Raw genomic sequence first — 24,742 nt, forward strand, 5'->3', positions numbered from 1 at the left:
CAGTCCGCTGTTCAGCTTCACCCGCCAGATACAGGGGCTGCACAGCTATCTGGTGCCGCTGCTGGAGGGGCTCCTCGACAACGGCGGCCCGGCACAGCCGGGCCTGCGGGGGGTTTATCTCACCTCGTCCAAACAAATCGGCCAGATGGATGACATTTTTACCCAGTCTGCCGCCGTGCAGTATCACCTGGGGCCGCAGGCTTTTCCCACCTGGCCGGTGGCGGACACCGCGCCCTACTTCACCCACGCGCTGTTTGACGAGGTCCTGCTGGCCGAACCGAATCTGGCGGCTGAAAACCGCCGGTGGTTAAGCCGCCACCGCCACACACTGCTGACCTTCTCCACCGTGGGTACCGCCGTGGTGCTGGCCCTGTGGACCGGCTGGCACGCCGCCTATCAGAAGAACTACCGGGCCGGTGACGAGGTCCTGACGCAGGCCAAAATCTTCCTGTCGGTGCCGCCGCCCACCGGCGAAGACCGTCTCGGGAATTTACAGCTTCCCCTGCTCAATCCGCTGCGTGAGGCCACACTGGCCTACGGGGATTACCATCAGAAAGGGCTGCTGGCGGATATGGGGCTTTATCAGGGCGCGAAGGTCGGCCCGTATGTGGAAAACACCTACCTGCAACTGCTGTCTCAGCGCTTTCTGCCGGCCTTAATGAACGGCCTGCTGGACGACCTGAACCGGGCACCGAAAGGCAGCGAAGAAAAACTGGCCGTCCTGCGTATCATGCGGATGCTGGAAGATGGCAGCGGCCGCCATAAATCGCTGGTCGAACACTATCTGCAGGCGCGCTAGGTCTGACCTTTTCCCGGGGCCAGTATCGGCAACGGGGTCTCATCGGCATGCAGCACCGGGGACGTCAGCAGTGTCTGCTTCAGGGCATCGGCCAACGGCTGCAACGCCACAGCCACCTGCCCCACCCAGTCCGACAGGGTGCTGCGGGCCAGGGTTACGCCGCTGCGGGCATAGATTTGCTGCTGACGGTAGAGCGGCAGGTGGTCACGATATTTAGCGACCACCACCTGAGCCAGCAACCCCGGCTCCGGAAGGCCCTTTTCAATAAGATGGGCGGGCTGGGCTTTAGCATGCACACACTGACAGCGCGCGCAGCTGTACTGCGGGCTGATATAGCGCCGGACGATAAACGTGGCCGGACGGTATTCCAGTCGCTCACTGATTTCATCACGCAAAAAGCGCAGGGCATGACCGCAATCCGGGCAGCTCTCCGTCTCCAGCGCCAGCCGGATATCTTCACGGGGTAAAGTTGCCGGCAAAGGCTGACGTTTAGGATGAGACACGGGCGCGTCCTCCTTGATATGCAGGCGTGACAGCTGGGTTTCCAGCACCGCGATATCGGTATCGGCATCTTCCTCAAACTGACTGCGTTTGGGACCGGCAGGCAGGGTTTCGCTGTGCGCGCCAAAACGCCAGCGTTGCGCCTGTTTCAGGGCCTCTTCCAGCTGGCGAATATAATCACATTGTTGCTGAAGCAGCGCCATTGGGTCACATGGTGTTGTTTTTGCTCCGGGGTATATCGGCTACGGCTCATGGTGTCAGTCTCCAAATGAAAATCAGGAAGCAATAGCGTGCACGGGCCCGAGGGGGAGAACAAGGTGAGATAACCGGACGTTTACGGTCCAAAAAGTGGATTTGAACGTACTAGCCCGCCTAATCATTCATGGCACCATAATGCTCAAAATCCAACTAAGATAGAACTTATTCCAAGATCTCAACATCAAGTGCCTGGCGCTGTACAGAAAAGCCTTCATCCAAATCAGGAAGGCGGATTTAAAAAGTTAGGTAGTGGAAAATGTGGTGAACTATAAATAATGAGGTAGTTTATGAAATTAGTTTCTATTGCTGATCTATTATCGACCCCAGAAAATAATTCCAGCGAGTGGTTTTGCTTACCTCCAGATCAAAATAGTTGGACGTTAGAAACAGAAGGAGTTTTTTCTCTGAGTAGTGCTGATTTTCCACCTGATTCTGATGATTATTGACCTAAACAGGTAAAAGAAAACGGGTGGATTGAAGTTTTAGATGGAGGAGCAATTGAAGAAGTAGTAGCCAATACTAAGGCCCAGTTAGACAATCCATCTCTTAATGATCTATTGAAGGCATTTATTTTTTATTTCGAAAATGATGCTTTTATGGGGTTTTAATTATATGTGATATGAGCCGGAAAGGTCCTGCGAGATCTTCCAGCCTTATTTATGATCTACCGTGGCGAATACCCACGGTAAGCCAGCGCTAACTGGAGCTTACCGATGGCATCTTTAATCTGATACGCTTCCTCTGATTTTAAAAAAGATAGATATCAGAAGATAACCAATCCTAAAATCAATGATCACCATATTTATTATGAATAATAAACTTGAAGAGAAGTTAATGACTACAGTGGATATTATTAGGCACTATTTAATAAATAGCACTACGGATTATTTGGTGAAATGGTTCACTATTGATAAATATTTTAGAAGAGGATTATTGGTTTAGTAGGAACACTAAAAGCAACTCAAATAATCATTACTCTCCTTTAACTCATTCATATATTAAACAAAGAACTGGCAGAACCGTAGTATTACTATTCTGCCAAAGGAGAAGTACATTTGGTTGAGGCTACTTTTATATTTTAAATAGATATCATTACCATCTTGTCAGGAAAGTCTCTCCAACTCCTATTTACAGTGCTACCAATAAAGGTACAAAGGTAAAAAATATAATCATCTGATAATTACAAATTGATATTAGTTATATATAGCCAAGTAATGCAGCTTTAGCTATTGCCTGGAATTTATTCTTACAATCCAATTTCTTGACGATATTCATTAGGTGAAAATCAACTGTACTTTTAGTGACACAAATGGTTGATGCAATTTCAATTGATGTCATCCCATCTGCGGTATACCTTAATACTTCTAATTCTCTATGTGAAAATGAGGTATTATCGATATAGAACGATTGTAAATACTTTGTGTGTGATGTTAAGTATTTTATTATCCTAATATATACTCCTAAAATTTCTCCACTACATTTATACATTGTCTCATTATCAATAGGCCCATCTTTTCCCGCAACAGAGAATATTCCGTAAGTTCCTGAAAATGCAGGAAGACCAAAGGTGATCCCAGAACGAAATTCATATTTCTGATTCATATACCAAAGCTCTTGTCCATTAGACTTGGAAAAAAAATCCAAGTCCCATATTTTTGAAAAAGAAGGTGGAACAGGCCGGAAATTTAGAACGGGATCAATCATCCAATACTTTTTTTCTATATAAAGGGCTCTCCAAGATTCATGATAATTATTAAAGAAATACACTTCTCGATTAGAGATAGGAAAACGCGCCTTTAATACAAGGGAGAACAAACTAAATCCCGAAATTTTGTCAATAAGCTCACAAATTTCAGCTACAAAATGGGGGTCTACATCTAATTTATGAAAATTATAGGGTAAGGCATATGGTCGATTAATATTCATTCAATTTCCTCTTGAAAATTAAGAATATTGATAGTGAATCCTGATATTTATTATAGTAGCAAAATTTACACTTAATAAAGAAAATAATTATTTACTGTTATACAAAAGCAAGATTTGATAAACCACAATGTATTATTGGTAAACAGAAGAAATTATATCATTAAGATTGAAATTTTAATAATCAGGAAAAATAATATATATAAAAACATATTATAGCCATATGAAGAACATTAAACTATTTTTAAATCAATATAAGTGATTATTTAATATTTTAATCTTAAGTTTTTATGTTTTATTTTTCACAACAACAAATTAACTAACATATTGAGCTATATGAAGCAATACCTAATAAATATATGAGTAATTTTCCCGTATAAACTATGATTTATACCAGTAGCTGTTTCAACTTTAATAGTTAATTATATAAAAAGAAAGTTATTAGAATAATAATGAGTAAGCAAAATAACCTTTCGATTCCCAATAAATAGTTTAAATATGTAAAGAGGTGTTATGATGAGTGAAGTCATTCAGGGTAAAGATGATATTGCTATAACCAAGAATTCTATTACAGCTGATGTAACCTTTGTTATTGATGTTGATTCAATTATTGAATATCTTCGTAATAATAATCTTAAAAGTTCTCTGGATCCTAAAGATCCAACAGTTATCCGTCAGCATGTATATATAGCTAATTATACTCCAGAGCTTGGATTGAAAGTGGCGAGTTCATCTGGTGCCCGTGTCACGGTTCCCATTAATGCGAATATTAGATGGAGGGCGACAACTGTATCTAATAATTTCGACTATACGATTATATTGTATAAATTCAAAAAGCTTAGTATAGGAGACGATGTCATCTCTGTCCCATCACAAATATGGTCACAGAACCCTATGGGCAAAAAAGTTCCAATGGTCCCTTCAGGTATTAATGCGAATGAGGATGAACCTAAGATAATTTTTGTCGAATCTCAAGATAGTTATTTCCAAGCAATAGCTCATAAACCCGGAGTAGAACAATATACATGGTTCTTTGCCGCTTATGACGGTAAAAAGCTCCTGGGTTATTATCGATACGATCCATATGTTGAAGTAACTAATAGCTAATCATTTGTATATTTTCATTTTTTACTGGAAAATTATCAAAATAGTTTTCCAGTATTTTTATTTTTTACTTTATCAAATTTACCTAAATATCTATAACAAACACTAACCCATATAACAATAAAATGCGATTTCTCGTAGTAAGTGCAACATCCTTACACTAAAAATAAACCACTCCATATTCCTTTAAATAATTCATTTGATATTTTACCACTGAAAGTTTTTCGTGAACGTAATTCTCTATTTTTTCTGTGCAGGCAGATGGGTGTCGCTAAGGTATTTAACACCATAGATCATCTGGAGAAGTTACTCTCTTCCGATAAGCATCCTAAAGCAGAGTTTGACGTTTGCCATTTATTGGGCCTTGAGTCCATACAAACATTAAGCAAAGAACAAGCAGAATTATAATATTACAATTCTGCCCGAGAAAAAGAGTATTGATTGAATGTGTTTTCCAGTTTCAAAAAATATTACTTCCATCTTGTCAGATAAAATCATTCATGCCCTCTATTCAAAATAGGGACAATAAAGCCAACAATGATGAAATCTCAAATGTTTTCTCAAATTCCTCTACTTAATCCATTCAAATAATTATCTATAACTACTATCAGCATGGCTGTATAAATAATATATAGGCTATTTTATAAAGCGAAAATTATAAAAAAATGACAATTCCTAATTGATACTATTATATATAACCAAATAATGTTGCTTTAGCGATTGCCTGAAATTTATTCCTACAACCAAGTTTCTTAACAATATTCATTAGATGAAAATCAACGGTACTTTTAGTTACGCAAATAGTTGAAGCAATCTCACTGGAAATCATACCGTCTGCGGTATACCGTAGCACTTCTAATTCTCTACGCGAAAATGAAATCTTATCTATGTAGAATGTCTGTAAATACTTTGTATGTGATGTTAAATATCTTATTATTCTAATATATACCTTTAGAATCTCCCCACTACACTTATACATTGTATCGTTATCAATCAATCCATCTTTTCCCGCAACAGAGAATACTCCATAAATTCCCGAAAATGCAGGAAGTCCAAATGTGATCCCAGACCGAAATCCATGTTTTTGCGTCATATACCAAAGTTCTTTACCATTAGATTCAGAAAAAAAATCTATGTCCCATATTCTTGAAAAAATAGGCGGTACAGGCCGGAAATGTAGAGCAGGATCAATCATCCAATACTTTCTTTCTATATAAAGCGCTCTCCAAGATTCGTGATAATTATCAAAAAAATGCACCTCACAGTTAGATACCGGAAAACGAGCCTTTAATACAAGAGAGAACAAACTAAACCCTGAAATTCTACCAATAAGTTCACAAATTTCAGCTACAAAGTAAGCATCTACGTCTAATTCATGAAATTTGTAGGGTAAGACATATGGTCGATAAATATTCATTCAAGTCCCTCTTAAAAATTAAGAATATTGATATTTGAACCTAGCATTTATTATAGTAGAGAAATTTCCATGTAATAAAGAAAATGATTATATATTGCCATAATTTTCAAAATAAAGCTAAACAGCTTATACGCAAACCTAATTATGTAAATAAAAAGAATATTAAGCTATTTCCCAAAAAATATAAATGAAATTTTAATATATTAATCTAGAATAAATTTGTTTTGCATTTAAAACAACAAGTTAAATTAAAATATTAGCTATATCAAAGACACACTCTGATAAATATATAAGTAATTTTCTTATATAAACTATGATTTATACCAGTGGCTGATTCAGGTTTAATGGTTAATTATTAAAACACAAGAGAATTATTAAAATAATCAGGGAATGAATACAACAGTTCAATGTCTTACAAATGAATTTTAAACATAAGAAGAGGTATTATCATGATTAACGCAAGTGAACTCAACCATAAAACCATATCTGGCCCTGCATTCCGTCCGGCAGCTGATGTTATTTTTATTGTTGATGTGGAGGATATTCTGAAGACGTATCCCCAACCTCAAAGATCAGATCCAAGAAAACCAACCTATATTCAGAATTTTCATAATGACAATACTAAAAGTCCTATATATATAGCCACTCATATTTCAGATACTTACTCATCCAAAAGTGCTTTATCTGGCGATACGATAAGGGTCCCACTTAATTCTAATATCAGATGGAGAGCTATAAGTATATCTGTTAATTTTGACTATACTGTTTTGTTATATAATTTCTTTAAAGTATCTGGAGATACCCTTGTATCTCTACCTAAGTCATATGTTTCTAAATATCAAGAAATTCCAGCATTGCCTCCTGGTGTAGACGCTAATGGTTGGTATGTGCCAGATTTTGTTCAAACTGAAGATAGATTCTTTCAGTCAGTAGTTGATGGTCATTTAGGAGATTCAGGTACAAATAGAGAGCAATATTCATGGGACTTTGCTATCTATAGAAAAAAAGAACTTTATGGATTTTTTAAATATGACCCATACATTGAAGTTTACTAATAGCTAACCATTTAAATACCGTAATTTCCGAGACTGTAATTTCCACTGGAAAATTATCAGAACAGCTTTCCAGTGTTTACTTTTTTCACTTTATTAACTTACCTAAATATCTATAACAAACACTAACACATAAGTAATCTTCATCCCCTCTACCAATTAAACAATTTTCTGATAATTACTTCATTCACAATTTAAACAACATCATTTAATATTATTGTCCTCTCTAAGGAACATCACTTATAAAATTATTACATTAGAGATTAACGTTTCCTAATCCAAATATATCTGGGTGATAATTTAGCTTAACAATACAGAAGAAGATAAATCATAATATCTAATCTATTGATAAAATAAACTATATCAATAGAGATAATATTTTTTAAATAAAATTAAACAGTATATACAAAATATAATATCACCATAAAAATCATATTGAAGTTTTTATAAAACAACCAGCCAATAGATACGTTTAATGATATTCAAAGTAGTCTCTGATAAATATACAAGTAATTTCCTTTTACAAACTGTGATTTATACCAGTGGCTAATTCAGGTTTAATGGTTAATTATTAAAACACAAGGGAGTTATTAAAATAATCAGGGAGTGAATATAACAGTTCAATGTCTTACAAGTGAATTTTAAACATAAGAAGAGGAATTATCATGATTGATGCAAGTGATCTTAACCATGAAACCATATCTGGCTCTGCATTCCGTCCGGCAGCTGATGTTATTTTTATTGTTGATGTAGAGAATATTCTGAAGACGTATCCCCATCCTAACAGAGAGCCAAGAAACCCAATCCGTATTAGTAATTATTATAATGACAATACTAAAAGTCCTATATATATAGCAACTCATATTTCAGATGCTTACTCACCCAAAAGTGCTTTATCTGGCGATACGATAAGAGTCCCACTCAATTCTAATATCAGATGGAGAGCTATAAGTATATCTGTTAATTTTGACTATACTGTTTTGTTATATAATTTCTTTAAATTATCTGGAGATACCCTTGTATCTCTACCTAAGTCATATGTTTCTAAATATCAAGAAATTCCAGCATTGCCTCCTGGTGTAGACGCTAATGGTTGGTATGTGCCAGATTTTGTTCAGGCTGAAGATAGATTCTTTCAGTCAGTAGTTAATGGTTACTTAGGGGAGACAGGTACAAATAGAGAACAATATTCATGGGACTTTGCCATCTATAGAAAAAAAGAACTTTATGGATTTTTTAGATATGACCCATACATTATAGTTTACTAATAACTAAATATTTAAACACTTCAATTTCCACTGGAAAATTATCAAAATAGTTTTCCAGTGTTTATTTTTTCACTTCATTAATTTACCTAATCCCCATAACAAATACCAATTCAATAATTTCCCTACAATTATTCCATTCACAATTTAAACAACATCCTTTCTATTATTAACCTCTCTAATGAAAATCACTTGTGAAATTATCACATTAAAGATTAACATTTCCTAATAAAAACATAACTGGGTGATAATTTAGCTTAATAATACTATCAATGGATAACTTAACTATACAGAAGAAAATGCATCATAATGTCTGATCCATTTATAAAAGAAACTATATCAATAGAATTAAGATTTTTGAAATCAAACTAAACAGTATATACAAAATATAACATCGCCATAAAAATCATATTGAAATTTTTATAAAAAAATCGGCCAATAGATAAGGTTAATTAGATTCAAAGTAGTCTCTGATAAATATACAAGTAATTTCCCTGTACAAACTGTGATTTATACCAGTGGCTAATTCAGGTTTAATAGTTAATTATTAAGATACAAAGGAGTTATTAGAACAATCAGGGAGTGAATACAACAGCTTAATATTTTACAAATGAATCTTAAACATAAAAGAGGTATTATAATGATTGATGCAAGTGATCTTAACCATGAAACCATATCTGGCCCTGGTCCTGAATTCCGTCCGGCAGTTGATGTTATTTTTATTGTTGATGCAGAATATATTATCAATAATTATCCCCGACCTACACACCCAGAGCCAAATTGTCCAGTTAATCTTGGTAGTTCTGGCAATTTTGATAATACAAACACCAAAAGTCCTATATATATAGCAACTCATATTTCAGATACTTACTCACCCAAAAGTGCTTTATCTGGCGATACGATAAGGGTCCCACTTAATTCAAATATCAGATGGAGAGCTATAAGCATATCTGTTAATTTTGATTATACGATTTTGTTGTATGAATTCATTAAACGCAAGGGATCTAATCTTATATCTCTACCTGAATCATACCTTGTTAAAAGTCAAAACATCCCGGCATTACCTCCTAATGTATACGCCAATGGATGGTATGTGCCAGACTTTGTTCTGGCTGAAGATAGATACTTCCAGTCAACAGTCAATAATTATCGAACAGACGAAGAAAATGGGGAAATGTATACATGGCGTTTTGCTATCTATAGAAAAAACAAACTTTATGGCTTTTATGGTTTTGATCCATACATTGAAGTTTACTAATAGCTAATCATTTAAATATCGCAATTCCTACTGGAAAATTATTAAATTAGTTTTCCAGTATTTTTATTTTCCACTTTACCTAAATATCTGTAACAAACATTAATTTATATAATAATATTATTTCCTTATAAAGAAAATCTTCTAACATCCAAGTAAATTTCATTCCCCTCCACCAATTCAACAATCTTCCGACAATTATTCTGCCATCAATTCAGCGGATATTCTTTCTATTATCTATTTCTTTAGCTAAAATAACTTACAGGAACTATTACATCTGTCATTATCGTCTCTCAAGCTAAATAACCGTGAATTAAAATTTAGCTTATTATTATTTTCTTAGATTAATCTTTCCTTTCTTTAAAAATCTTCCTGGTACAATCCACACTATTATTTAAAAAAATACCTCCTGTTACTCATTCCACTTAAGTTAATTCATTAATAAGCAATAAAATCATGGCTCTAATTAACTCATTATTACCCGAATAACCAACTAATTAAAATTTCTAATAGAAAATCGAGATATAAAAGAAACGCCACTCGTTAATCAGAGCAAGATATAACCAATAGTGTGCTTTAATAACGAATAAATTAGCCAATATGTATACCCGCTATCTTTCAAGTTGCCTCTTGAAATCCATAGGGTATATGTCATTACTATCAGGCTATCACCCTATATTTATGTTTTATGGAATAAAATATCATCCTTATCGGTGAATTAATGATAAAAAGAATATCTATTCTCATATTAGGTTGTATTTCCTTTCAGATAATCGCCTCACCGGCAGAGGTAAATGATAATCTGCCAATGACTGAGGCTAGAAGAACTTTGCAAGATAGTTCCAGGGAAATTAACCAGCTGATAGAACAACGCCGATATCAGCAACTAAAGCAGCAGGCTAATGCAGTCCCTGAGTCAACTCCTGCGCCAGTTTTGCCGGAATCTAAGCAATGTCTGCCGTTAACCGGTGTTTACCTTAAAGGGATCTCCCTGCTCTCTGTTCGGGATTTAAGTACGCTCAGCGCTTTGTCCCCGGCGTGTATCAGTAGTCATGATATCAATCGGCTCAGCCATGAACTGACTCATCTTTATATCAGTAAAGGCTATATCACCGCCCGTGTTCAGTTTATTGCGCCTAATACCGATGGAGAGTTAGGGCTAAATGTTATCGAAGGGTTTGTTGAAAAAATCGAAGGCGGTGATCGCTGGGTGAATAGTAGTATGTTATTTCCCGGTCTGGAAAAACAACCGCTCAATATCACGCAGTTCGATCAAGGTTTAGATCAGGCTAACCGGCTACAGTCCAATAAAACTACCCTGGATATTTTACCAGGAACAGTGAATGGTGGTTCGGTGATTAAGCTGCATAATCAGCGCAGTAAGCCTTGGTTATTGAATATCAAAACTGATAATTATGGGCAAAAGAGTACTGGGAAATGGCGGGTCCGCACCAATGCCAGTTTTGACAGCCCATTTGGTTTATCCGATTTCATCAGTCTGAATGCCAGTAGTACGTTAGATAGCCCATCCAACCGGTATAGCCGTGCCTATACTCTGCTTTATTCAATGCCCTATGGCGCAGCAACATTCAGTGGGTTTGGTAGTTATTCCCAATATGCTAGCCGCCCCCATTTACAAATGAGAACAATAAAGATTTATGGTGATACTCAGCAAATCGGCATGCGTTCTGATTTTGCCTTCTATCGTAATCAATCTCAGATTAATAGTGTCAGCGGGCAATTCACTTACAAGAATTACAATAATTACATCGACAATGCCAAGATTGGTGTCAGTAGCCAAACATTGAGTGTCTTTGAACTCGGTGTTCATCATTTACATATCATTCCAACCGGATTAATCACGCTCAATCTGAGTGTTGAACAGGGTTTGCCTTGGTTTGGAGCACAAACCGGAACCGCTTATCTCGATAAGCAGTTCACCAAAGGCAAGTTGATGGTCAATCTGCATCAGCGTTTTATGCTGTTCAACTCGCCTTATCAGCTCAATAACCTGTTTTATGGGCAATACAACCAGCACGGTCTGCCCGGCGTCGAATGGCTGAATATCACTGATCGGAATGCTGTCCGGGGATTTAGCAAAAATACGCTATCCGGGGATAACGGCTGGTATCTGCAAAATACGCTGTCCCGGACGTTTCCCCTCGCCAACAGCACATTATCAATGCGTATCGGCATTGATATTGGCCGGGTTCAAGGATATCGCAGCCCACAAGGCTGGCAAAGCAGCGCCGGAATCAGTTCTGGCGCCACATTGAGATACCAGAGCATGGTATTCGATCTAGAAACCAGTCGAGGAAAGTTACTTTCTAATCGCCGAGCATCTGATGAACCCATTCAGGTGCTAGTCCGTTTTTCTTACACCTTTTGATGTTTTTAAGCAGTACCCGACGCTATACACACAGCAATATAACTAAATATATAGAGACTTAATGTATGAAAAACAAAAAATTCAGGTTATCCCCTACCGGCAAGCTTGCCGCTTCTATGGCAATCATTCTTGTCTCTTGTTCTACCAGTTTTGCCAGTGAAATCGTTGGGGGTGGCGACCCAGCACACCATCCCGATATTTTCGCGGCCGAAGGTAAAGCAACGGTTGTAAATATCGTGACACCCTCCTCTTCCGGGCTGTCACATAACCAATATCTGGATTACAACGTTGGCCAGATGGGCGTCGTCCTAAATAATGCGCTAGAGGAAGGTCAATCACAATTGGCGGGGCAGCTTGCCGCTAACCCTAATTTGAATGGTCAAGCGGCTAGTCTGATTCTGAATGAAGTTATCAGCAGGAACCCTTCCCTGTTATTAGGTCAACAGGAAGTGTTTGGTATAGCAGCAGATTATGTACTGGCAAACCCGAACGGTATCACCTGTAATGGATGTGGTTTTATCAATACTAACCGCGCTTCTCTGGTTGTGGGTAATCCATTGATAGAACAAGGTAATTTGCAAGGTTTCAGTACGTTTAATAATCAGAATAGCCTGAAAATTAAATCGGATGGTTTAATCGCCAATGCGATCCTTGATCTTATCGCACCCAAAATTGACAGCCGGGGCCCAGTCACCGCTCAAAAAGAGATTAATGCGATCAGTGGTGAAAATAAAATCTCCACCACAGGAGAAGTCATTGATTCTCAGCAGGAGTTAACCAGTGTATTGGATAGCTATTATCTCGGTAGTATGCAAGCCGGGCGTATCCGTCTACTCAATACCGCAAAAGGTAGTGGCGTTAATCTGCAAGGCTCGCTCACTGCCAGTGATGAGATTATTGTTGATTCCCACGGTCATCTCAATTTAGAAGCAGCACATCTACGAGGTGGAAATATTGATCTCTCGGGTAATGATATTGAGGTAAAAGGTAAAGTCAGCGAATCATCATATAGCCGTGATGGTAGCAATAATTACCAAAGCTATTTCAGCGGTTCTTATACCAATGATAGTAAAAGCAGTCAGTCACTCGCTCGTACTAAGCTTGAAGGCAAAAATATTTCATTAGTCGCCAACAGTAATCACCGGATTACAGCCACGGATATCGTAGGTGATGATGTGAATCTGAGTGGTGCTAATCTCACTTTAGATGGGCAGCAATTAAAGCAATCCACTAAAAATATTAATAACCAACGAAGTTATTCCTGGCGCCACGAGGTAACTCAGGAAAGTGAAAAACTGCATCAGGCAGGAAACAATATCCATGCCAAAGGAAATGCGAGCTTAAATGCGACGGAAGGTGACGTTAAGATCTTTGGCAGCAAAATAGATGCTAAAGGCGAGCTAGCGGTTACAGCGAAAAAAGGTGTTCAAATTGCCGGTCTGACTGAGACAGAAAGAAGCGCAGAAACAGGTTACAAAAAAAATCACACGGCTAAATTGCAGACCGGAAGTTGGGAAGAGAGTCAACAGACCGAGCGTTTGATTGCCAGTGAATTACAAGCAGGAACTCATCTTAATATTAAGGCAGGAACTCGTGCTGAAATTCTTGGGGCAAAAGTCCATGCAGGTCAAAATCTGACATTAGAAGCCGGTAAACAACTGCAAATCGATGTTCAGAAAACGGCTGATAGCCGGGCTGTACGTGATGATAAAAAATACTGGGGAGGTATCGGCGGCGGCGGGAATAAAGATAACAGTGAGTTGAAAGAAACCAACCATGCATCTGAATTGACAGCCAATGGGCGTTTATTGCTGTCAGGCTATGAAGGTATCGCCATTACCGGCAGCAAAGTGAAGGCGGTCCAAGGTGCTTTTGTAAATGCTAATAGTGGCGAATTAACCATCGATAATGCGGTCAGCCATATCAATCATAAAGTTGATGAACGAACGGGCACTGTATTCAACATCACTAGCGGTTCAAAAAGAAATAATAGCCAGCAACAGAAATCTCACGGTAGCGAGTTGGTTTCTGAAGCGGATCTTAAATTACTCGGTGATGAAGATATCAATATCATTGGCAGTCAGGTGCAAAGTACCGGCGCGCTTAGCCTGAACACATCCGGTAATATCAAGGTGCTCTCTTATGGCGAACGGAAACAGGTTGATAAACAAAGCACCTCTCTGGAGCCGCAAAACCACTTCCAACCAAAGGGGGATAAGCAGTATCGTGCCGGAATAGGTATTGAACATACCAGTAACAGTCAAAAAAATCAGACGGTAACACAGCAAGCTTCCACGTTGAGTGGCGGTAGCATCACTATCGATGCGGATAAAGATGTCACCCTACGTGGTTCCAATCTGGTGACGACCACAGGTGATGCTAAGATCACCGGTGCGAATGTTCATCTGTTAGCTGCGGATAATAAAAAATCCGAAGAGAAATCTCAGAGTAAAAAGTACGTTGGTGCCTATCTTACCGGAGGAATCGATAAAGTCGGTTCAGGTATTCATGGTAGTTATGAAGGAAATAACAGTAATCATACCAGTACGACGGCTGTTGTTTCCGGTTCTCAGATTGCAGGTAATTTGAAGATTAAAGCTAACGGTGAATTGGTTCAGGAAGGGACGAAGCATGAAGTCAATGGCACCTATACCGCTGAGGCAGGCAAAGTCAGCAATCTGGCTGTATCGAATACGGAATCAAATACCAATCACAAACTACAAGTTGGTACAGATATTGGTGTCAACGTAGATTATAGCGCTGTTACTCGCCCGATTGAGAAAGTGGTTAAAGAACCGGCTAAATCTGCGCTGGACGGCACTTTAACCAAAAAAGGCACACCTAATTTCGGCGCGGATATTGCCGCCAACGGCAGTAGTATCCAAACCGCGAACAAAAAATCCGAAACGGTTGTGACCGCTGTTCAAGCCAGCGATATCGTCATTAAAACCAATGGCGAACTGTATGATCAGGGCACTCAATATCGGGCTGATAAAGGTAACGTTACATTAACCGCCGGTAACCATATCAGTGAAGCAGCACAAAACCACCACCAAAGTAGCCACAGTGAAACCAGCGGCAATGCTGACCTACGTGTTTATACCACCACCGGTGAAGATATTTCTGCGAATGGTAAAGGCAAAGGTGGCACACAAAGCAGCCATACTGCGACTACCACAGCAGTCACTAGCCGGATTACCGCAGCGGATGACATTCATATCCGCGTCGAAAGGGATGCTGAGTATCAAGGTACCTCTCTGAATGCCGGCTCAGGCAAAGCCAATATAGATGCTAAAGGTGATATTCGTTTTGATAATGCCACCAATAGCACAACGAAAACAGCAACCGGTTATAACGGTGAGGCATCGGCTAAAGGGGGAAATTCGCCAGAGGGCAAGAATGTTCATATCGGTCTTGGCGGGGGTTACAACACAGATAGCAAAAACAGTACCACAGCTCAGGTCAGTGAAATTGGCGGTAAGCAAGGTGTCAATCTGAGTGCAGGTAATAACTTGACGTTGCAAGGTGCTCAAGTGACCGGTAAACAAATCGACCTGAACGCTAAACAAGGCAATGTTGAACTGGTATCTGCTCAGGATCGCACTAACAACGATAGCTGGGAATTTAACCTGAAAGGCAATGGCGGAAATGCAAGCTCGATCAAGAAAGCGGAAGATGACAGTACAACCACCACCGCAAAACAGAGCTTTGGTGGGGAAGTCAAAGTAGGTATTGATCGCCTGCAAGCAACAACCCAACGTAATAGCCATATTAAAGGTGAAAATGTCGTTATCAACAGCGGTGGTGATACGACAGTTGCTGGAGCACGGATAGAAGCTGATCAGGTAAAAGGCAGTATTGGTGGTGATCTACGAGTTGAAAGCCGTAAGGATACTGAACATGGGTTAAATGTCGGTGTTGATGCTGGCATGAATTACACCAAAGAATCCAAAGTAAAAAGTGACGATATCCCTAAAGACGAGTCAGCTAAGGATGATTCGTCTAAAGACGATGTGTCGAACGATGAGGTATTGAAAGATGATCCATCTAAAAACCCAACCGAAGAACCACAACCGAAAGGATGGCAGGAAAGATTAACCTCTACGTTTAATAGTCTTAATAATATTAAAGGTATTAATGGGGTTACAGGTAAACTTAAAAGCAATGTCGATATTAAAGATCGAGAAAATGTCGGTGAACAATCGGTTATTTCCGGCAATCAAGGGGTTAATTTAGATGTAAAAGGAAATACTCATCTGATTGGCGGGCAGATTGGTAGCGAGAAAGGCCATGTCATTCTTAATACCCAAAATGTGGAACAACAATCTGTTACTCGCTATGACAATAGTAAAGGCGGTAACGTTGCATTACCTGATTCTGTTAGCGGAATAGTTAAAGCAGTTCAAGAAGGTGTATTGTCCGGCAAAATACCTTTAGTGAAAACGTATAGTAATGAAACCGAAACTAGTACAACTAATGGCGAAATAATTAATCGTAAATCTGATTAATTTGTTCTTTTATAAAAGATCCTTCAAATGAGGGATCTTTTTATTGCTACCTATATTGAATATTTCAATAGTTCCAATTGACAATGTTAATGCTTTTTCATAATATCAAAAAATTAATAAACGACTTGGTAATATAATTATGTTTAGAATTTTCAAGCGAAATTTAGAACTTGAAAAATACTATAATTCACAAATTGGAATCAAAGGAATATTTAGAAAGGAAACTATTTGTTTAAATATATTCACTGCATATATTATTTTTATGATCGTGTTTAATTTCAATAATCCATTGCTTAGATATGTGGATTACGCTATGGCAATAATGCTAGTCATTATGCTATTAAGTATGTCTATTAAGATAAGTAGAGAGTTTAATATATTGATAAACAGATATCAATCAGAGGATATTAATTACTCTAACGAAAAGATAAAAACTTCACGTAAAGTATTAATTTCAATTATCTTAATAGCTGTTTCAACATTAATGTGGATACCAATCTCATATTTATCCAGCATTATTATATATAATTTTTCATTAAAAGTGCTTTTATTGATAATTATCAGCATATCAATATACCTAATCATGAAAATGTTTAATCAGAGAGTACTCACTATGCATGAATAGGGGATATTAACTCAATACAAGTACGCTTTATACTTTGAATTGTTAGATAATAAGCCGCCACAATGAAAGCGGCTTTTAAATAAAGCTAGCATCAATATGCCTTTATTTCCTTTGAAATTTGATAAATATTTTCTATACCGATAGAACACTCATCATCTGAAGCTAAAGTCGTTGTTATGAAACTGAGTTTATCCCTAGATTTGTTGGTAAATGTTACATGATACATTTGCCTATAAATCGGCTGAGATAAATAAATATCATCAAACTCATGTTTATCATTCAGTACTTTTTTCCTTTCAGCCTTAGCTATTTCACGTTGTAGAATAATAGCTATTTCACTTTTATTTAACTTCTCAGAAAGAATTAATGATGTTTGCGTTTTATCAAAATCGATATTATTTCTATCAATACCAAAGTCATTCAAACTATTCGCAGTAAGCTGAGTTGCCCATCCATTTATATCTGAACAATCAGGCCCTGCGGCAATAGCAGATATTGAAAATGATAATACAACTACCGATAGTAATATTATTCTACCGTTAAATCGTGATCGCCACTGACCCATATTTGTTTCCTGATGGATAAATTAAGAACAATACAACCGTCAGAGCCTGTTCCAGGATGTTTCCTATTATCGCCATGAATTTTAAAAGCATCCCTGCCACACATACTATTACTGCTATCCGGTATTAAAGATAAAGTGTAAGCTTTCGTTTTCACACTGTAATGTGGAGGGCCTATCTTGTAACTTCCACGAGGCAAAGGCCCTTTAAAGGGGACACATTCATTAGCGGTATTATTTTTAAATCCAACAGCACCAGAATATCCTTCAGCAACGAAGGTTCCATTATGATATAGCTTGCCTGAATTAACCTTAAATACCCACATATTTATGCCCTCTCAGCCCAACTATCTGAATATGTAATATTCCCATCAAGATAATGCCACGTTATTTTTTCATAGCTCAAATCAACATATTCATGATGAGTATGCCTTTCAAAAAAGCCATTTTTAATATCGTGCATAAATGTAACAATAGAAGAAACTCTGACGTTTTCTAATACGATTTTGAAGTACTCCTTTTCTTGACCAGCATTATCTATTTTATAGAATCTAAATTCAGCCTTCTTTAAGGTCTGACCTGTACTTAATGCTTTATATAAATAAGGTGATGATGAATCGATTGCTTTCTCAAAAGCAAATCCACCATGAACACGTTTCCCTGTAATCTTCCCTGTTATGTCATCCGTCGGTAACTCGACAGTGTGCATAAATTCCAGCACTTCAATGCTGCCTTCTCGATTCATTATGTCTACAGATCCTTTTATATCTGAACCGCCATCGTCTTGAAGCCAAAGATAAACGGGTATAGCCATACTAATTACCTCCTGAGTTATTGTTTCATTGGTCAATATTATATCAATGACATTAATAAATGGAAGATTAAATTTCACCCAAGACTATCGCCTGGAAAGTCTCTCCTCGTTAGGCTGGTGGCATATCACTTTGACAAGTGACTTAGATTTGACAACGGAATCATCTCGTAGAAATATTGCATGATGAGATTACTCATATTCAAGCAAAGTAACTATTTGAGGCTATACATGCCAAAGTATTATGCAGAAAAACAGGAAGCAACCCAACATCAACCGAAACGGTTATCCAGAACACCTTTGGAGAACGGCATTCATCACAGTAAAAAAACGATTTCTCTGACGGTCAGAGTAGGAAATTATATCCGCGCTATTCCTATTATCGCTCACTTTATCCGTGCAACGCTGCGTTTTAATGATCGGATGGGTAATCAGTTTGGTGCCGCAATAACGTATTTTTCCTTCTTATCACTTATTCCCATTCTGATGCTCTCTTTCGCCATTGCCGGGTTTATTCTGGCCTCTAATCCTGATTTATTGGCAAAACTGATTAACGGTATCGCCAACAGTATTAGTGATCCGACTCTCGCTAATACGCTGAAAAATAGTGTCGATACCGCAATTAAACAACGTACTACTGTGGGATTAACCGGTTTGGCAATTGCGCTGTATTCCGGTGTGAATTGGGTCAGTAATTTACGTCAGGCCATTCTTGCTCAATTCCACCCTATTTGGGTGCGAAATCAGGAAGATAACGAGAAAATCTATTTTAAATATTTTCGTGATTCTATTTCTCTGATTGGACTATTATTAGCGCTGGTGATCACGCTATCACTGACCTCTATCGCAGGCTCCGCCCAAGCAACCATTGTTAAGATGTTAGGGTTAGATGGCATTGAATGGCTGCGTCCATCTTGGTTCCTGATTGGATTAGCCATCTCTATTTCAGCTAATTATCTGCTTTTCCTATGGCTATTTTGGGTGCTGCCTCGCCACCAGCCAGAACGTAAAGCGCTATTGAAAGGAACATTGATGGCAGCGATAGGCTTTGAAGTGATCAAATATATTATGACCATGACGTTACCACGCCTCGCCAATTCCCCTTCGGGTGCCGCATTTGGATCTGTTATCGGTCTGATGACATTTTTCTACCTCTTTGCCCGCTTAACGCTATTCTGCGCTGCCTGGATAGCCACCGCGGATAATAATCATAAAAATACCGAATAAATGTGCCCAAGCAGAGCAATTTGCTAATAATAACCCAATGAATAGGAGCTGTTTATGCCGTTTGTTAATATCAGAATTACCCGTGAAGGTGCTACAGCAGAACAAAAGAAGCAATTAATTGAAGGAGCTACTCAGTTACTGGCCGATGTATTAGGAAAAAATCCGGCGACAACTTTTGTCATTATTGATGAAGTCGATACTGATAATTGGGGAATCGGCGGAAAGAATGTGACTGAACTTAGAGCTGAGGCTAAAAAGTAGCCTTCAATGATGAAGGGCGGTATTGTCCGCCCTTTTTGCTGCTTTAAGAGGCTTTTACATCAGACTTAGATGTCGGTGGTTGTGCCGGAATATCAACTTTATCCTTATGTGGTGTCAGCAACATAATCTGATTAAAGCTGTTTCTTAACTGGTCAACATCCATCTCCGCTTCCCCTTTCGGTTGAATCAGAATAAATGCAACCTCTTGTGAAAGGATCTGCTTCAACTCACGATTAAGCATTTCAGGGGTCAAGGAAGCTAAAAATGCTTGTCTCAAACGTTGATATTGCTCAGGAGCAAGATCCACCACATTGCTCTGTTGGGACAAAAGACGCTGATTAATCAGAATATCCGTGCTCGTATGAGCATACATGGCAAACAACTGGCTGAGTTGTGCTTGTTTTTGCGCATATAGCTCATCAAATTGTCCCTTCGGCAATCCTTTATCGCGTAGTGTGACCAATTCAGCCGCCAGATACTCCATTGCGGGTTTTAAATTACCGGCTGTCGTGTTGAGATTCAGGGCACAACTCGCACGATGATACTGGACTTTACAATCCAGCCCCAATTTCAACGCCTTATCATTTTTTCTTTCCAACCCAAGTTGCAGATAGCGATAAAGTGCCTCGCGGGTAATATCACTGATCCAATATTGATTAAGCACACGCGAATCATTAATCGGCTGCCAATTGAGATCCCAAATCAAGGATAAAGTATCTTCTTTCTTTTTATCACTGATAATCCCTATGGTCTCCGGTTTCATTGGTGACAACGCTGCAATAGTGGCCGGAGTATGGCGTTTACCTTTCAATGATGAAAACGCTAGGTTGATATTTTCCGGCAGAGTACGGCTATCTACATGTCCCGCAACGTATAACGTCATCATGTCAGGGGTATACCACTGCCGGTAAAACTGCTTAAGCTTCTCCAAATCAATAGGTTGAGGTGCGTTTTGTGCCGGATCGTGCCCTAACAGCGTTGAACCTTTCAAACGCCTACGCCACACGGGATCTTGTATATCTGGTGGGTAGGTTGCAACGGATGTATCAGCCATTTTCATGGCATGTTGCAGTGTTTCAGATGTAAATACCGCTTTACCCGCTGCATCAGCCAACCAGTTCAACGCGTCTTTTAGTAGTTCAGGCCGATTATGTGGCAAGCTCAAGCTATAAAGTGTGAAATCATATGAAACAATAGCTGGAGGCAGTGGGTATTTGGGATCAATAGCACTGTTCCATAACTGCTCTAATTTGGTGGAAGATAAGCTTTTGCTACTAAAGAGCACGACTTTCGGAATCAACCAGGTATAACCCGTTTGTTGGGTTTTCTCCGCCAGTGACCCTGTTTTCACGACCAAGCGCAACTGTATTCTGTCGTTAGGACGTTGTGGCGTCTGCAAAATTTGCCAGTTAAAACCGTTTTCCAGTTTACCTTGTTTCCAGGCAGGGTCAGGCTGCAAGGCTTCTGCCTGCGTCTGGCCCGTAACTGCCAGCATTATCCCACCAATAAAATAACGAATTTTCGTACCCTGCATGTGAACCCCTATAGATGTCTATCCTTGGTTTTAGCCTTCGAAGGTTTAACCATTGATGACAGAATATGTTCCCTTCGACCAATAATAACGGTAGAAAAAGCAAAAACCTGAATTTTAGCAGGCGAAATCCTGTCAGGCTTATAACAGAGGATTAGACCTCAAACCGCCATGAATGGTTTCATGATGACGGAGGTTTATGCTTATCAAATTGACGATTATATCCCCTGATCAACATACCCAGTTCATCATCCTGATGGTATTTAGGGCAAGCCATTGGCTCCGATGGTTGATCGTTATTAAGATCCCGTGCAATGTCACGTAATGGGTGCACAATAATCCGGTTGATACACCAGCTTATCGACACCGTAAGGATAAGGGCCAGTAATAAATAAGTTGTCAGCATCAGTGCCAACGTATTAATGACAAAACGATATACTCGGTTGGAATCCACTTGCAAAATCAGATGCCCTAGCGATTTAGCATCCGTCGATACTGAACCATAAACATGAAGAGGAATACTCACTTCCACAGGGATCCCAAAAACACGTTTAGCCAGTTCGGGGATTGGGCGATGGGTAGCAAAGCTCAATCGTATCACCCGGATATCCTCCGGTAACACCACATCCGCACGTCCTAAAATACCTACAGTGCGCAGCCCTATCAGCAACTCTTTTGCTTTACTGAGATCGGAACTAAGTAGTGCTTCCGTTAAAGGTGCCTGTACCTGAACTGCCGCATTATTAAGCTGGCTGATATAATCATCTTTACGTTGCTGTATAAAATGACACAATTGAATCGTAATAAAAATAGCAATGGTCACCAGCGTGACGCTGGTCACTGCGGCCATCTGTTTAATAGTTAACGAACGTTTGACGCGCAATTTCATTTTCACTTAAACCAATGCCTGTGGATATCGCAGTTATAACACGTGATCAATGGAATTGAGTATACTTGATTTTATCGCTAGCGATCCTGTTTCACTTATCCAAGTCGTTATTTTTCTGAAATAATTGTCTTTGGTAGCGATAAGTCGCTACCAAAAATATAAGCAAATATTTAAAGGGTGATACCGGCTAACCCAATATCACCAAAGATGTTTTATTGAATATACCCGTCATCTTTCAAGTTGCCTCTTTATTGGCTGCACTCGCTCACCCCGGTCACATAGTTTGCTATGCTCCCGGGGATTCACTCCCTTGCCGCCGCGATTCATCTTGAAATCCATAGGGTATAATTGCCAAGCAATTATTCCACCGTCACATTTTCATCCTGATCGACCGCAAAACAGGCGATCAGTTGATCACCATATTGATTCAATGTTGGCTGAAACTGAGTACAAACGCTAAGTGCCCGGCGACAACGAGCGGCAAATGCACAACCGGGCGGTGGATTCATTGGGCTGGGTAATTCGCCGGTCAATTTTATCCGTTCACGGCGTAATTCAGGATTCAGCCTCGGTGTTGCTGATAATAACGCCTGTGTATAGGGGTGACGTGGATGACTGAAAATCATCTCCTTACTGCCTTTTTCCACACAACGACCGAGGTACATCACCATCACTTCATCAGCAATATGTTCAACCACAGACAAATCATGGGAAATAAAGACATAAGAGAGCCCCAACTCTTGTTGTAAGTCCATCATCAGGTTCAATACCTGTGCCCGCACCGAGACATCCAACGCAGAAACCGGTTCATCCGCAATCACCACATCCGGGTCCAACATCAGGCCACGGGCAATCGCAATCCGTTGGCGTTGACCACCGGAGAACATGTGCGGATAACGGCTGTAGTGCTCGGTTTTTAGCCCCACCTTTTCCATCATCTGCAACACTTTCTCTTTACGTTCTTGTGCGTTCAACTTGGTATTGATCCGCAGAGGTTCCTCCAGGATCTGCCCAACTTTCTTACGCGGATTAAGTGAACCATAAGGATTTTGAAACACAATCTGGATCTTCTGACGACGTAGCTTTTCCGCGTCTTTATTGGGTATCAGCAGATCTTGTCCCTGATAATAAAGTTCCCCGTCGGTTGGCTTTTCAATCATCGTCAGCAATCGCCCCAGCGTGGATTTACCACACCCCGATTCACCAACAACGGCTAACGTTTTTCCCTTTTCCAATTCGAAAGAGACCCCATCCAACGCTTTTACCGTTCTAGCCGGTGAAAAGAGCCCCCCTTTAATCGGATAATATTTTTTCAGATCTGTCGCTTTTAATAACGGCACAGTGGATATTTGCTGCGCCGGATAAAGATACTCACTCATACTGTCGGCCTCCCCGCATCATCCAACGGTATATGGCATTTCACCTGACGTTCTCCTACCGTTCTTAATTCCGGTTCCACCTGACGACAATGGTCATTTGCATAGGGACAACGTGGGTTCAGTAAACACCCGATAGGCCGGTCATATTTCCCCGGCACAACACCCGGTAAAGGAGCAAGACGGGATTTATCCGTAGCAAATTCAGGTAATGCACGGAGCAACGCCTGAGTATACGGATGACGTGGCGCCCGGAAGATTTCCGATGCCTTGGCGGATTCCACCACCTGCCCGGCATACATCACGATAATATGATGAGCGGCTTCTGCAACCAATGCCAGGTCATGGGTGATTAATATTAGCGCCATATTTTCCCGTTGTTGCAACTCCAACAACAGTTCAATAACCTGCGCCTGAATGGTGACATCTAAAGCGGTTGTCGGTTCATCAGCAATCAGTAATTTTGGCCGGCAGGCAATCGCCATTGCGATCATTACCCGTTGACTCATACCACCCGATAATTGGTGCGGATATACATCCAAACGCGATGCAGGATCAGGGATACCGACCAAAGTTAATAGATCAATCGCCCGCTGGCGGCGAGTACGACGATTGCCACCTTGATGCACTTTCAGCGCTTCCATAATCTGAAACCCAACGGTATAACAGGGATTCAAACTGGTCATCGGATCTTGGAAGATCATTGCCACTTCCGCACCAACCAGTTGGCGACGTTCTCGTTCGGAAATTTTGGTCAGATCACGCTGGTTAAATTCCAGTTTGTCAGCCATCACTCTACCCGGATAATCAATCAATCCCATTACAGCCAATGAACTGACCGATTTACCTGAACCAGATTCTCCAACAATCCCAACAACCTGCCCTTGCTCAACTCGGTAACTGATGCGGTCAACGGCGCGGAATGGTGCCTCTTCGTCACCAAAGTGAACCGATAATTTTTCTACATTTAACAGTGCCATTTCGCCACC

18 protein-coding genes and 5 pseudogenes are annotated in these 24,742 nt (G+C 39.7%); 12 read left to right on the forward strand and 11 right to left on the reverse strand.

All coding sequences use genetic code 11. The features are described 5' to 3' along the window. A pseudogene (locus SLS51_RS10875) lies at window positions 1-796 on the forward strand (ImcF-related family protein); the annotation flags it as partial. A 2-nt stretch (window positions 797-798) separates the two neighbouring features. On the opposite strand, the pseudogene tnpC reads toward SLS51_RS10875, so the two are convergent. Further along, window positions 799-1,503 (reverse strand): annotated as a pseudogene (gene tnpC, locus SLS51_RS10880) (IS66 family transposase); the annotation flags it as partial. Between the two features lie 168 nt (window positions 1,504-1,671). On the opposite strand from tnpC, the pseudogene SLS51_RS24925 reads away from it, so the two are divergent. From SLS51_RS24925 to SLS51_RS24665, 3 genes and pseudogenes are all read left to right on the forward strand, one after another. Beyond that, window positions 1,672-1,830: pseudogene (locus SLS51_RS24925) on the forward strand (hypothetical protein); the annotation flags it as partial. Between the two features lie 15 nt (window positions 1,831-1,845). Continuing rightward, window positions 1,846-2,004 carry a hypothetical protein gene (locus SLS51_RS10885; protein WP_323838200.1) on the forward strand — a complete coding sequence of 53 codons (159 nt, stop codon included), beginning with the start codon at window positions 1,846-1,848 and terminating at the stop codon, window positions 2,002-2,004. A 12-nt stretch (window positions 2,005-2,016) separates the two neighbouring features. Next, a pseudogene (locus SLS51_RS24665) lies at window positions 2,017-2,166 on the forward strand (DUF7716 domain-containing protein); the annotation flags it as partial. A gap of 56 nt (window positions 2,167-2,222) precedes the next feature. Here the strand turns inward: SLS51_RS24665 and SLS51_RS24670 are convergent. Then, window positions 2,223-2,291 (reverse strand): annotated as a pseudogene (locus tag SLS51_RS24670) (DUF7706 family protein); the annotation flags it as partial. Between the two features lie 464 nt (window positions 2,292-2,755). Continuing rightward, the gene (locus SLS51_RS10890; protein WP_323838202.1) at window positions 2,756-3,484 is read right to left on the reverse strand and encodes a LuxR family transcriptional regulator; all 729 of its coding nucleotides are present in this window, start codon (window positions 3,482-3,484) and stop codon (window positions 2,756-2,758) included. A gap of 510 nt (window positions 3,485-3,994) precedes the next feature. Here SLS51_RS10890 and SLS51_RS10895 point away from each other — a divergent pair. Beyond that, window positions 3,995-4,588: an inclusion body family protein gene (locus tag SLS51_RS10895; RefSeq protein ID WP_109791279.1), complete on the forward strand. Its 594-nt coding sequence runs from the start codon at window positions 3,995-3,997 to the stop codon at window positions 4,586-4,588. A gap of 685 nt (window positions 4,589-5,273) precedes the next feature. On the opposite strand, the gene SLS51_RS10900 is transcribed toward SLS51_RS10895, so the two are convergent. Beyond that, window positions 5,274-6,002, reverse strand: a complete 729-nt coding sequence (locus SLS51_RS10900) for an autoinducer binding domain-containing protein (protein WP_323838205.1) — start codon at window positions 6,000-6,002, stop codon at window positions 5,274-5,276. Window positions 6,003-6,451: 449 nt separating this feature from the next. Between SLS51_RS10900 and SLS51_RS10905 the strand changes: the two genes are divergently transcribed. The 5 genes from SLS51_RS10905 to SLS51_RS10925 all read left to right on the forward strand — a co-directional run bounded on the left by SLS51_RS10905 (window position 6,452) and on the right by SLS51_RS10925 (window position 16,471). Then, window positions 6,452-7,057, forward strand: a complete 606-nt coding sequence (locus SLS51_RS10905; protein WP_323838207.1) for an AidA/PixA family protein — start codon at window positions 6,452-6,454, stop codon at window positions 7,055-7,057. Window positions 7,058-7,719: 662 nt separating this feature from the next. Next, window positions 7,720-8,322: an AidA/PixA family protein gene (locus SLS51_RS10910; protein ID WP_323838209.1), complete on the forward strand. Its 603-nt coding sequence runs from the start codon at window positions 7,720-7,722 to the stop codon at window positions 8,320-8,322. Between the two features lie 637 nt (window positions 8,323-8,959). Further along, window positions 8,960-9,577: an AidA/PixA family protein gene (locus tag SLS51_RS10915; protein ID WP_323838211.1), complete on the forward strand. Its 618-nt coding sequence runs from the start codon at window positions 8,960-8,962 to the stop codon at window positions 9,575-9,577. A 718-nt stretch (window positions 9,578-10,295) separates the two neighbouring features. After that, window positions 10,296-11,963, forward strand: a complete 1,668-nt coding sequence (locus SLS51_RS10920) for a ShlB/FhaC/HecB family hemolysin secretion/activation protein (protein WP_323838213.1) — start codon at window positions 10,296-10,298, stop codon at window positions 11,961-11,963. Between the two features lie 65 nt (window positions 11,964-12,028). After that, on the forward strand, window positions 12,029-16,471 hold the full coding sequence (locus tag SLS51_RS10925; protein WP_323838215.1) for a hemagglutinin repeat-containing protein: 4,443 nt from the start codon (window positions 12,029-12,031) through the stop codon (window positions 16,469-16,471). A 716-nt stretch (window positions 16,472-17,187) separates the two neighbouring features. Here the strand turns inward: SLS51_RS10925 and SLS51_RS10930 are convergent. Genes SLS51_RS10930 through SLS51_RS10940 form a run of 3 tightly spaced genes read right to left on the reverse strand, consistent with a single transcriptional unit; the run spans window position 17,188 to window position 18,472 of the window. Next, window positions 17,188-17,661 (reverse strand): hypothetical protein, encoded by a 474-nt coding sequence (locus SLS51_RS10930; RefSeq protein WP_323838217.1) that lies wholly within the window; start codon window positions 17,659-17,661, stop codon window positions 17,188-17,190. Further along, complete coding sequence (locus tag SLS51_RS10935; RefSeq protein ID WP_323838219.1) at window positions 17,625-17,984, reverse strand: tlde1 domain-containing protein; 360 nt, start codon at window positions 17,982-17,984, stop codon at window positions 17,625-17,627. The genes SLS51_RS10930 and SLS51_RS10935 overlap by 37 nt, the downstream gene beginning before the upstream one ends. A gap of 2 nt (window positions 17,985-17,986) precedes the next feature. After that, complete coding sequence (locus SLS51_RS10940; RefSeq protein ID WP_323838221.1) at window positions 17,987-18,472, reverse strand: Hcp family type VI secretion system effector; 486 nt, start codon at window positions 18,470-18,472, stop codon at window positions 17,987-17,989. Between the two features lie 228 nt (window positions 18,473-18,700). Here SLS51_RS10940 and yhjD point away from each other — a divergent pair, with 228 nt between their 5' ends. Both yhjD and SLS51_RS10950 read left to right on the forward strand, forming a co-directional pair. Continuing rightward, on the forward strand, window positions 18,701-19,696 hold the full coding sequence (yhjD, locus tag SLS51_RS10945; RefSeq protein ID WP_323838223.1) for an inner membrane protein YhjD: 996 nt from the start codon (window positions 18,701-18,703) through the stop codon (window positions 19,694-19,696). Window positions 19,697-19,750: 54 nt separating this feature from the next. Further along, window positions 19,751-19,957, forward strand: a complete 207-nt coding sequence (locus SLS51_RS10950) for a 2-hydroxymuconate tautomerase family protein (RefSeq protein ID WP_011144704.1) — start codon at window positions 19,751-19,753, stop codon at window positions 19,955-19,957. Between the two features lie 43 nt (window positions 19,958-20,000). Here the strand turns inward: SLS51_RS10950 and SLS51_RS10955 are convergent, their stop codons facing one another. From SLS51_RS10955 to dppD, 4 genes are all read right to left on the reverse strand, one after another. Continuing rightward, window positions 20,001-21,491 (reverse strand): insulinase family protein, encoded by a 1,491-nt coding sequence (locus SLS51_RS10955; protein ID WP_323838226.1) that lies wholly within the window; start codon window positions 21,489-21,491, stop codon window positions 20,001-20,003. Window positions 21,492-21,669: 178 nt separating this feature from the next. Continuing rightward, on the reverse strand, window positions 21,670-22,377 hold the full coding sequence (locus SLS51_RS10960) for a HAMP domain-containing protein (protein ID WP_323838376.1): 708 nt from the start codon (window positions 22,375-22,377) through the stop codon (window positions 21,670-21,672). Window positions 22,378-22,736: 359 nt separating this feature from the next. Continuing rightward, on the reverse strand, window positions 22,737-23,756 hold the full coding sequence (dppF, locus tag SLS51_RS10965) for a dipeptide ABC transporter ATP-binding subunit DppF (RefSeq protein WP_323838228.1): 1,020 nt from the start codon (window positions 23,754-23,756) through the stop codon (window positions 22,737-22,739). Continuing rightward, entirely contained in the window at window positions 23,753-24,733 is a 981-nt protein-coding gene (gene dppD, locus SLS51_RS10970) for a dipeptide ABC transporter ATP-binding protein (RefSeq protein ID WP_323838231.1), read from the reverse strand. Before dppD ends, dppF begins: the two co-directional genes overlap by 4 nt. Window positions 24,734-24,742 lie beyond the last annotated feature (9 nt).

It is taken from the genome of Photorhabdus africana (assembly GCF_035181445.1).
Classification (GTDB): Bacteria; Pseudomonadota; Gammaproteobacteria; order Enterobacterales; family Enterobacteriaceae; genus Photorhabdus; species Photorhabdus laumondii.

Excerpts from the sequence above, each read along its gene's own strand:
- SLS51_RS10960 (WP_323838376.1), bottom strand. The coding sequence starts at position 22,377 with ATGAAATTGCGCGTCAAACGTTCGTTAACTATTAAACAGATGGCCGCA.
- SLS51_RS10950 (WP_011144704.1), top strand. The coding sequence starts at position 19,751 with ATGCCGTTTGTTAATATCAGAATTACCCGTGAAGGTGCTACAGCAGAA.
- SLS51_RS10940 (WP_323838221.1), bottom strand. The coding sequence starts at position 18,472 with ATGGCTATACCCGTTTATCTTTGGCTTCAAGACGATGGCGGTTCAGAT.
- SLS51_RS10935 (WP_323838219.1), bottom strand. The coding sequence starts at position 17,984 with ATGTGGGTATTTAAGGTTAATTCAGGCAAGCTATATCATAATGGAACC.
- SLS51_RS10920 (WP_323838213.1), top strand. The coding sequence starts at position 10,296 with ATGATAAAAAGAATATCTATTCTCATATTAGGTTGTATTTCCTTTCAG.
- SLS51_RS10895 (WP_109791279.1), top strand. The coding sequence starts at position 3,995 with ATGATGAGTGAAGTCATTCAGGGTAAAGATGATATTGCTATAACCAAG.
- SLS51_RS10900 (WP_323838205.1), bottom strand. The coding sequence starts at position 6,002 with ATGAATATTTATCGACCATATGTCTTACCCTACAAATTTCATGAATTA.
- SLS51_RS10885 (WP_323838200.1), top strand. The coding sequence starts at position 1,846 with ATGAAATTAGTTTCTATTGCTGATCTATTATCGACCCCAGAAAATAAT.
- dppD (WP_323838231.1), bottom strand. The coding sequence starts at position 24,733 with ATGGCACTGTTAAATGTAGAAAAATTATCGGTTCACTTTGGTGACGAA.
- SLS51_RS10905 (WP_323838207.1), top strand. The coding sequence starts at position 6,452 with ATGATTAACGCAAGTGAACTCAACCATAAAACCATATCTGGCCCTGCA.
- SLS51_RS10915 (WP_323838211.1), top strand. The coding sequence starts at position 8,960 with ATGATTGATGCAAGTGATCTTAACCATGAAACCATATCTGGCCCTGGT.
- dppF (WP_323838228.1), bottom strand. The coding sequence starts at position 23,756 with ATGAGTGAGTATCTTTATCCGGCGCAGCAAATATCCACTGTGCCGTTA.
- SLS51_RS10890 (WP_323838202.1), bottom strand. The coding sequence starts at position 3,484 with ATGAATATTAATCGACCATATGCCTTACCCTATAATTTTCATAAATTA.
- SLS51_RS10925 (WP_323838215.1), top strand. The coding sequence starts at position 12,029 with ATGAAAAACAAAAAATTCAGGTTATCCCCTACCGGCAAGCTTGCCGCT.
- SLS51_RS10930 (WP_323838217.1), bottom strand. The coding sequence starts at position 17,661 with ATGGGTCAGTGGCGATCACGATTTAACGGTAGAATAATATTACTATCG.
- SLS51_RS10955 (WP_323838226.1), bottom strand. The coding sequence starts at position 21,491 with ATGCAGGGTACGAAAATTCGTTATTTTATTGGTGGGATAATGCTGGCA.
- yhjD (WP_323838223.1), top strand. The coding sequence starts at position 18,701 with ATGCCAAAGTATTATGCAGAAAAACAGGAAGCAACCCAACATCAACCG.
- SLS51_RS10910 (WP_323838209.1), top strand. The coding sequence starts at position 7,720 with ATGATTGATGCAAGTGATCTTAACCATGAAACCATATCTGGCTCTGCA.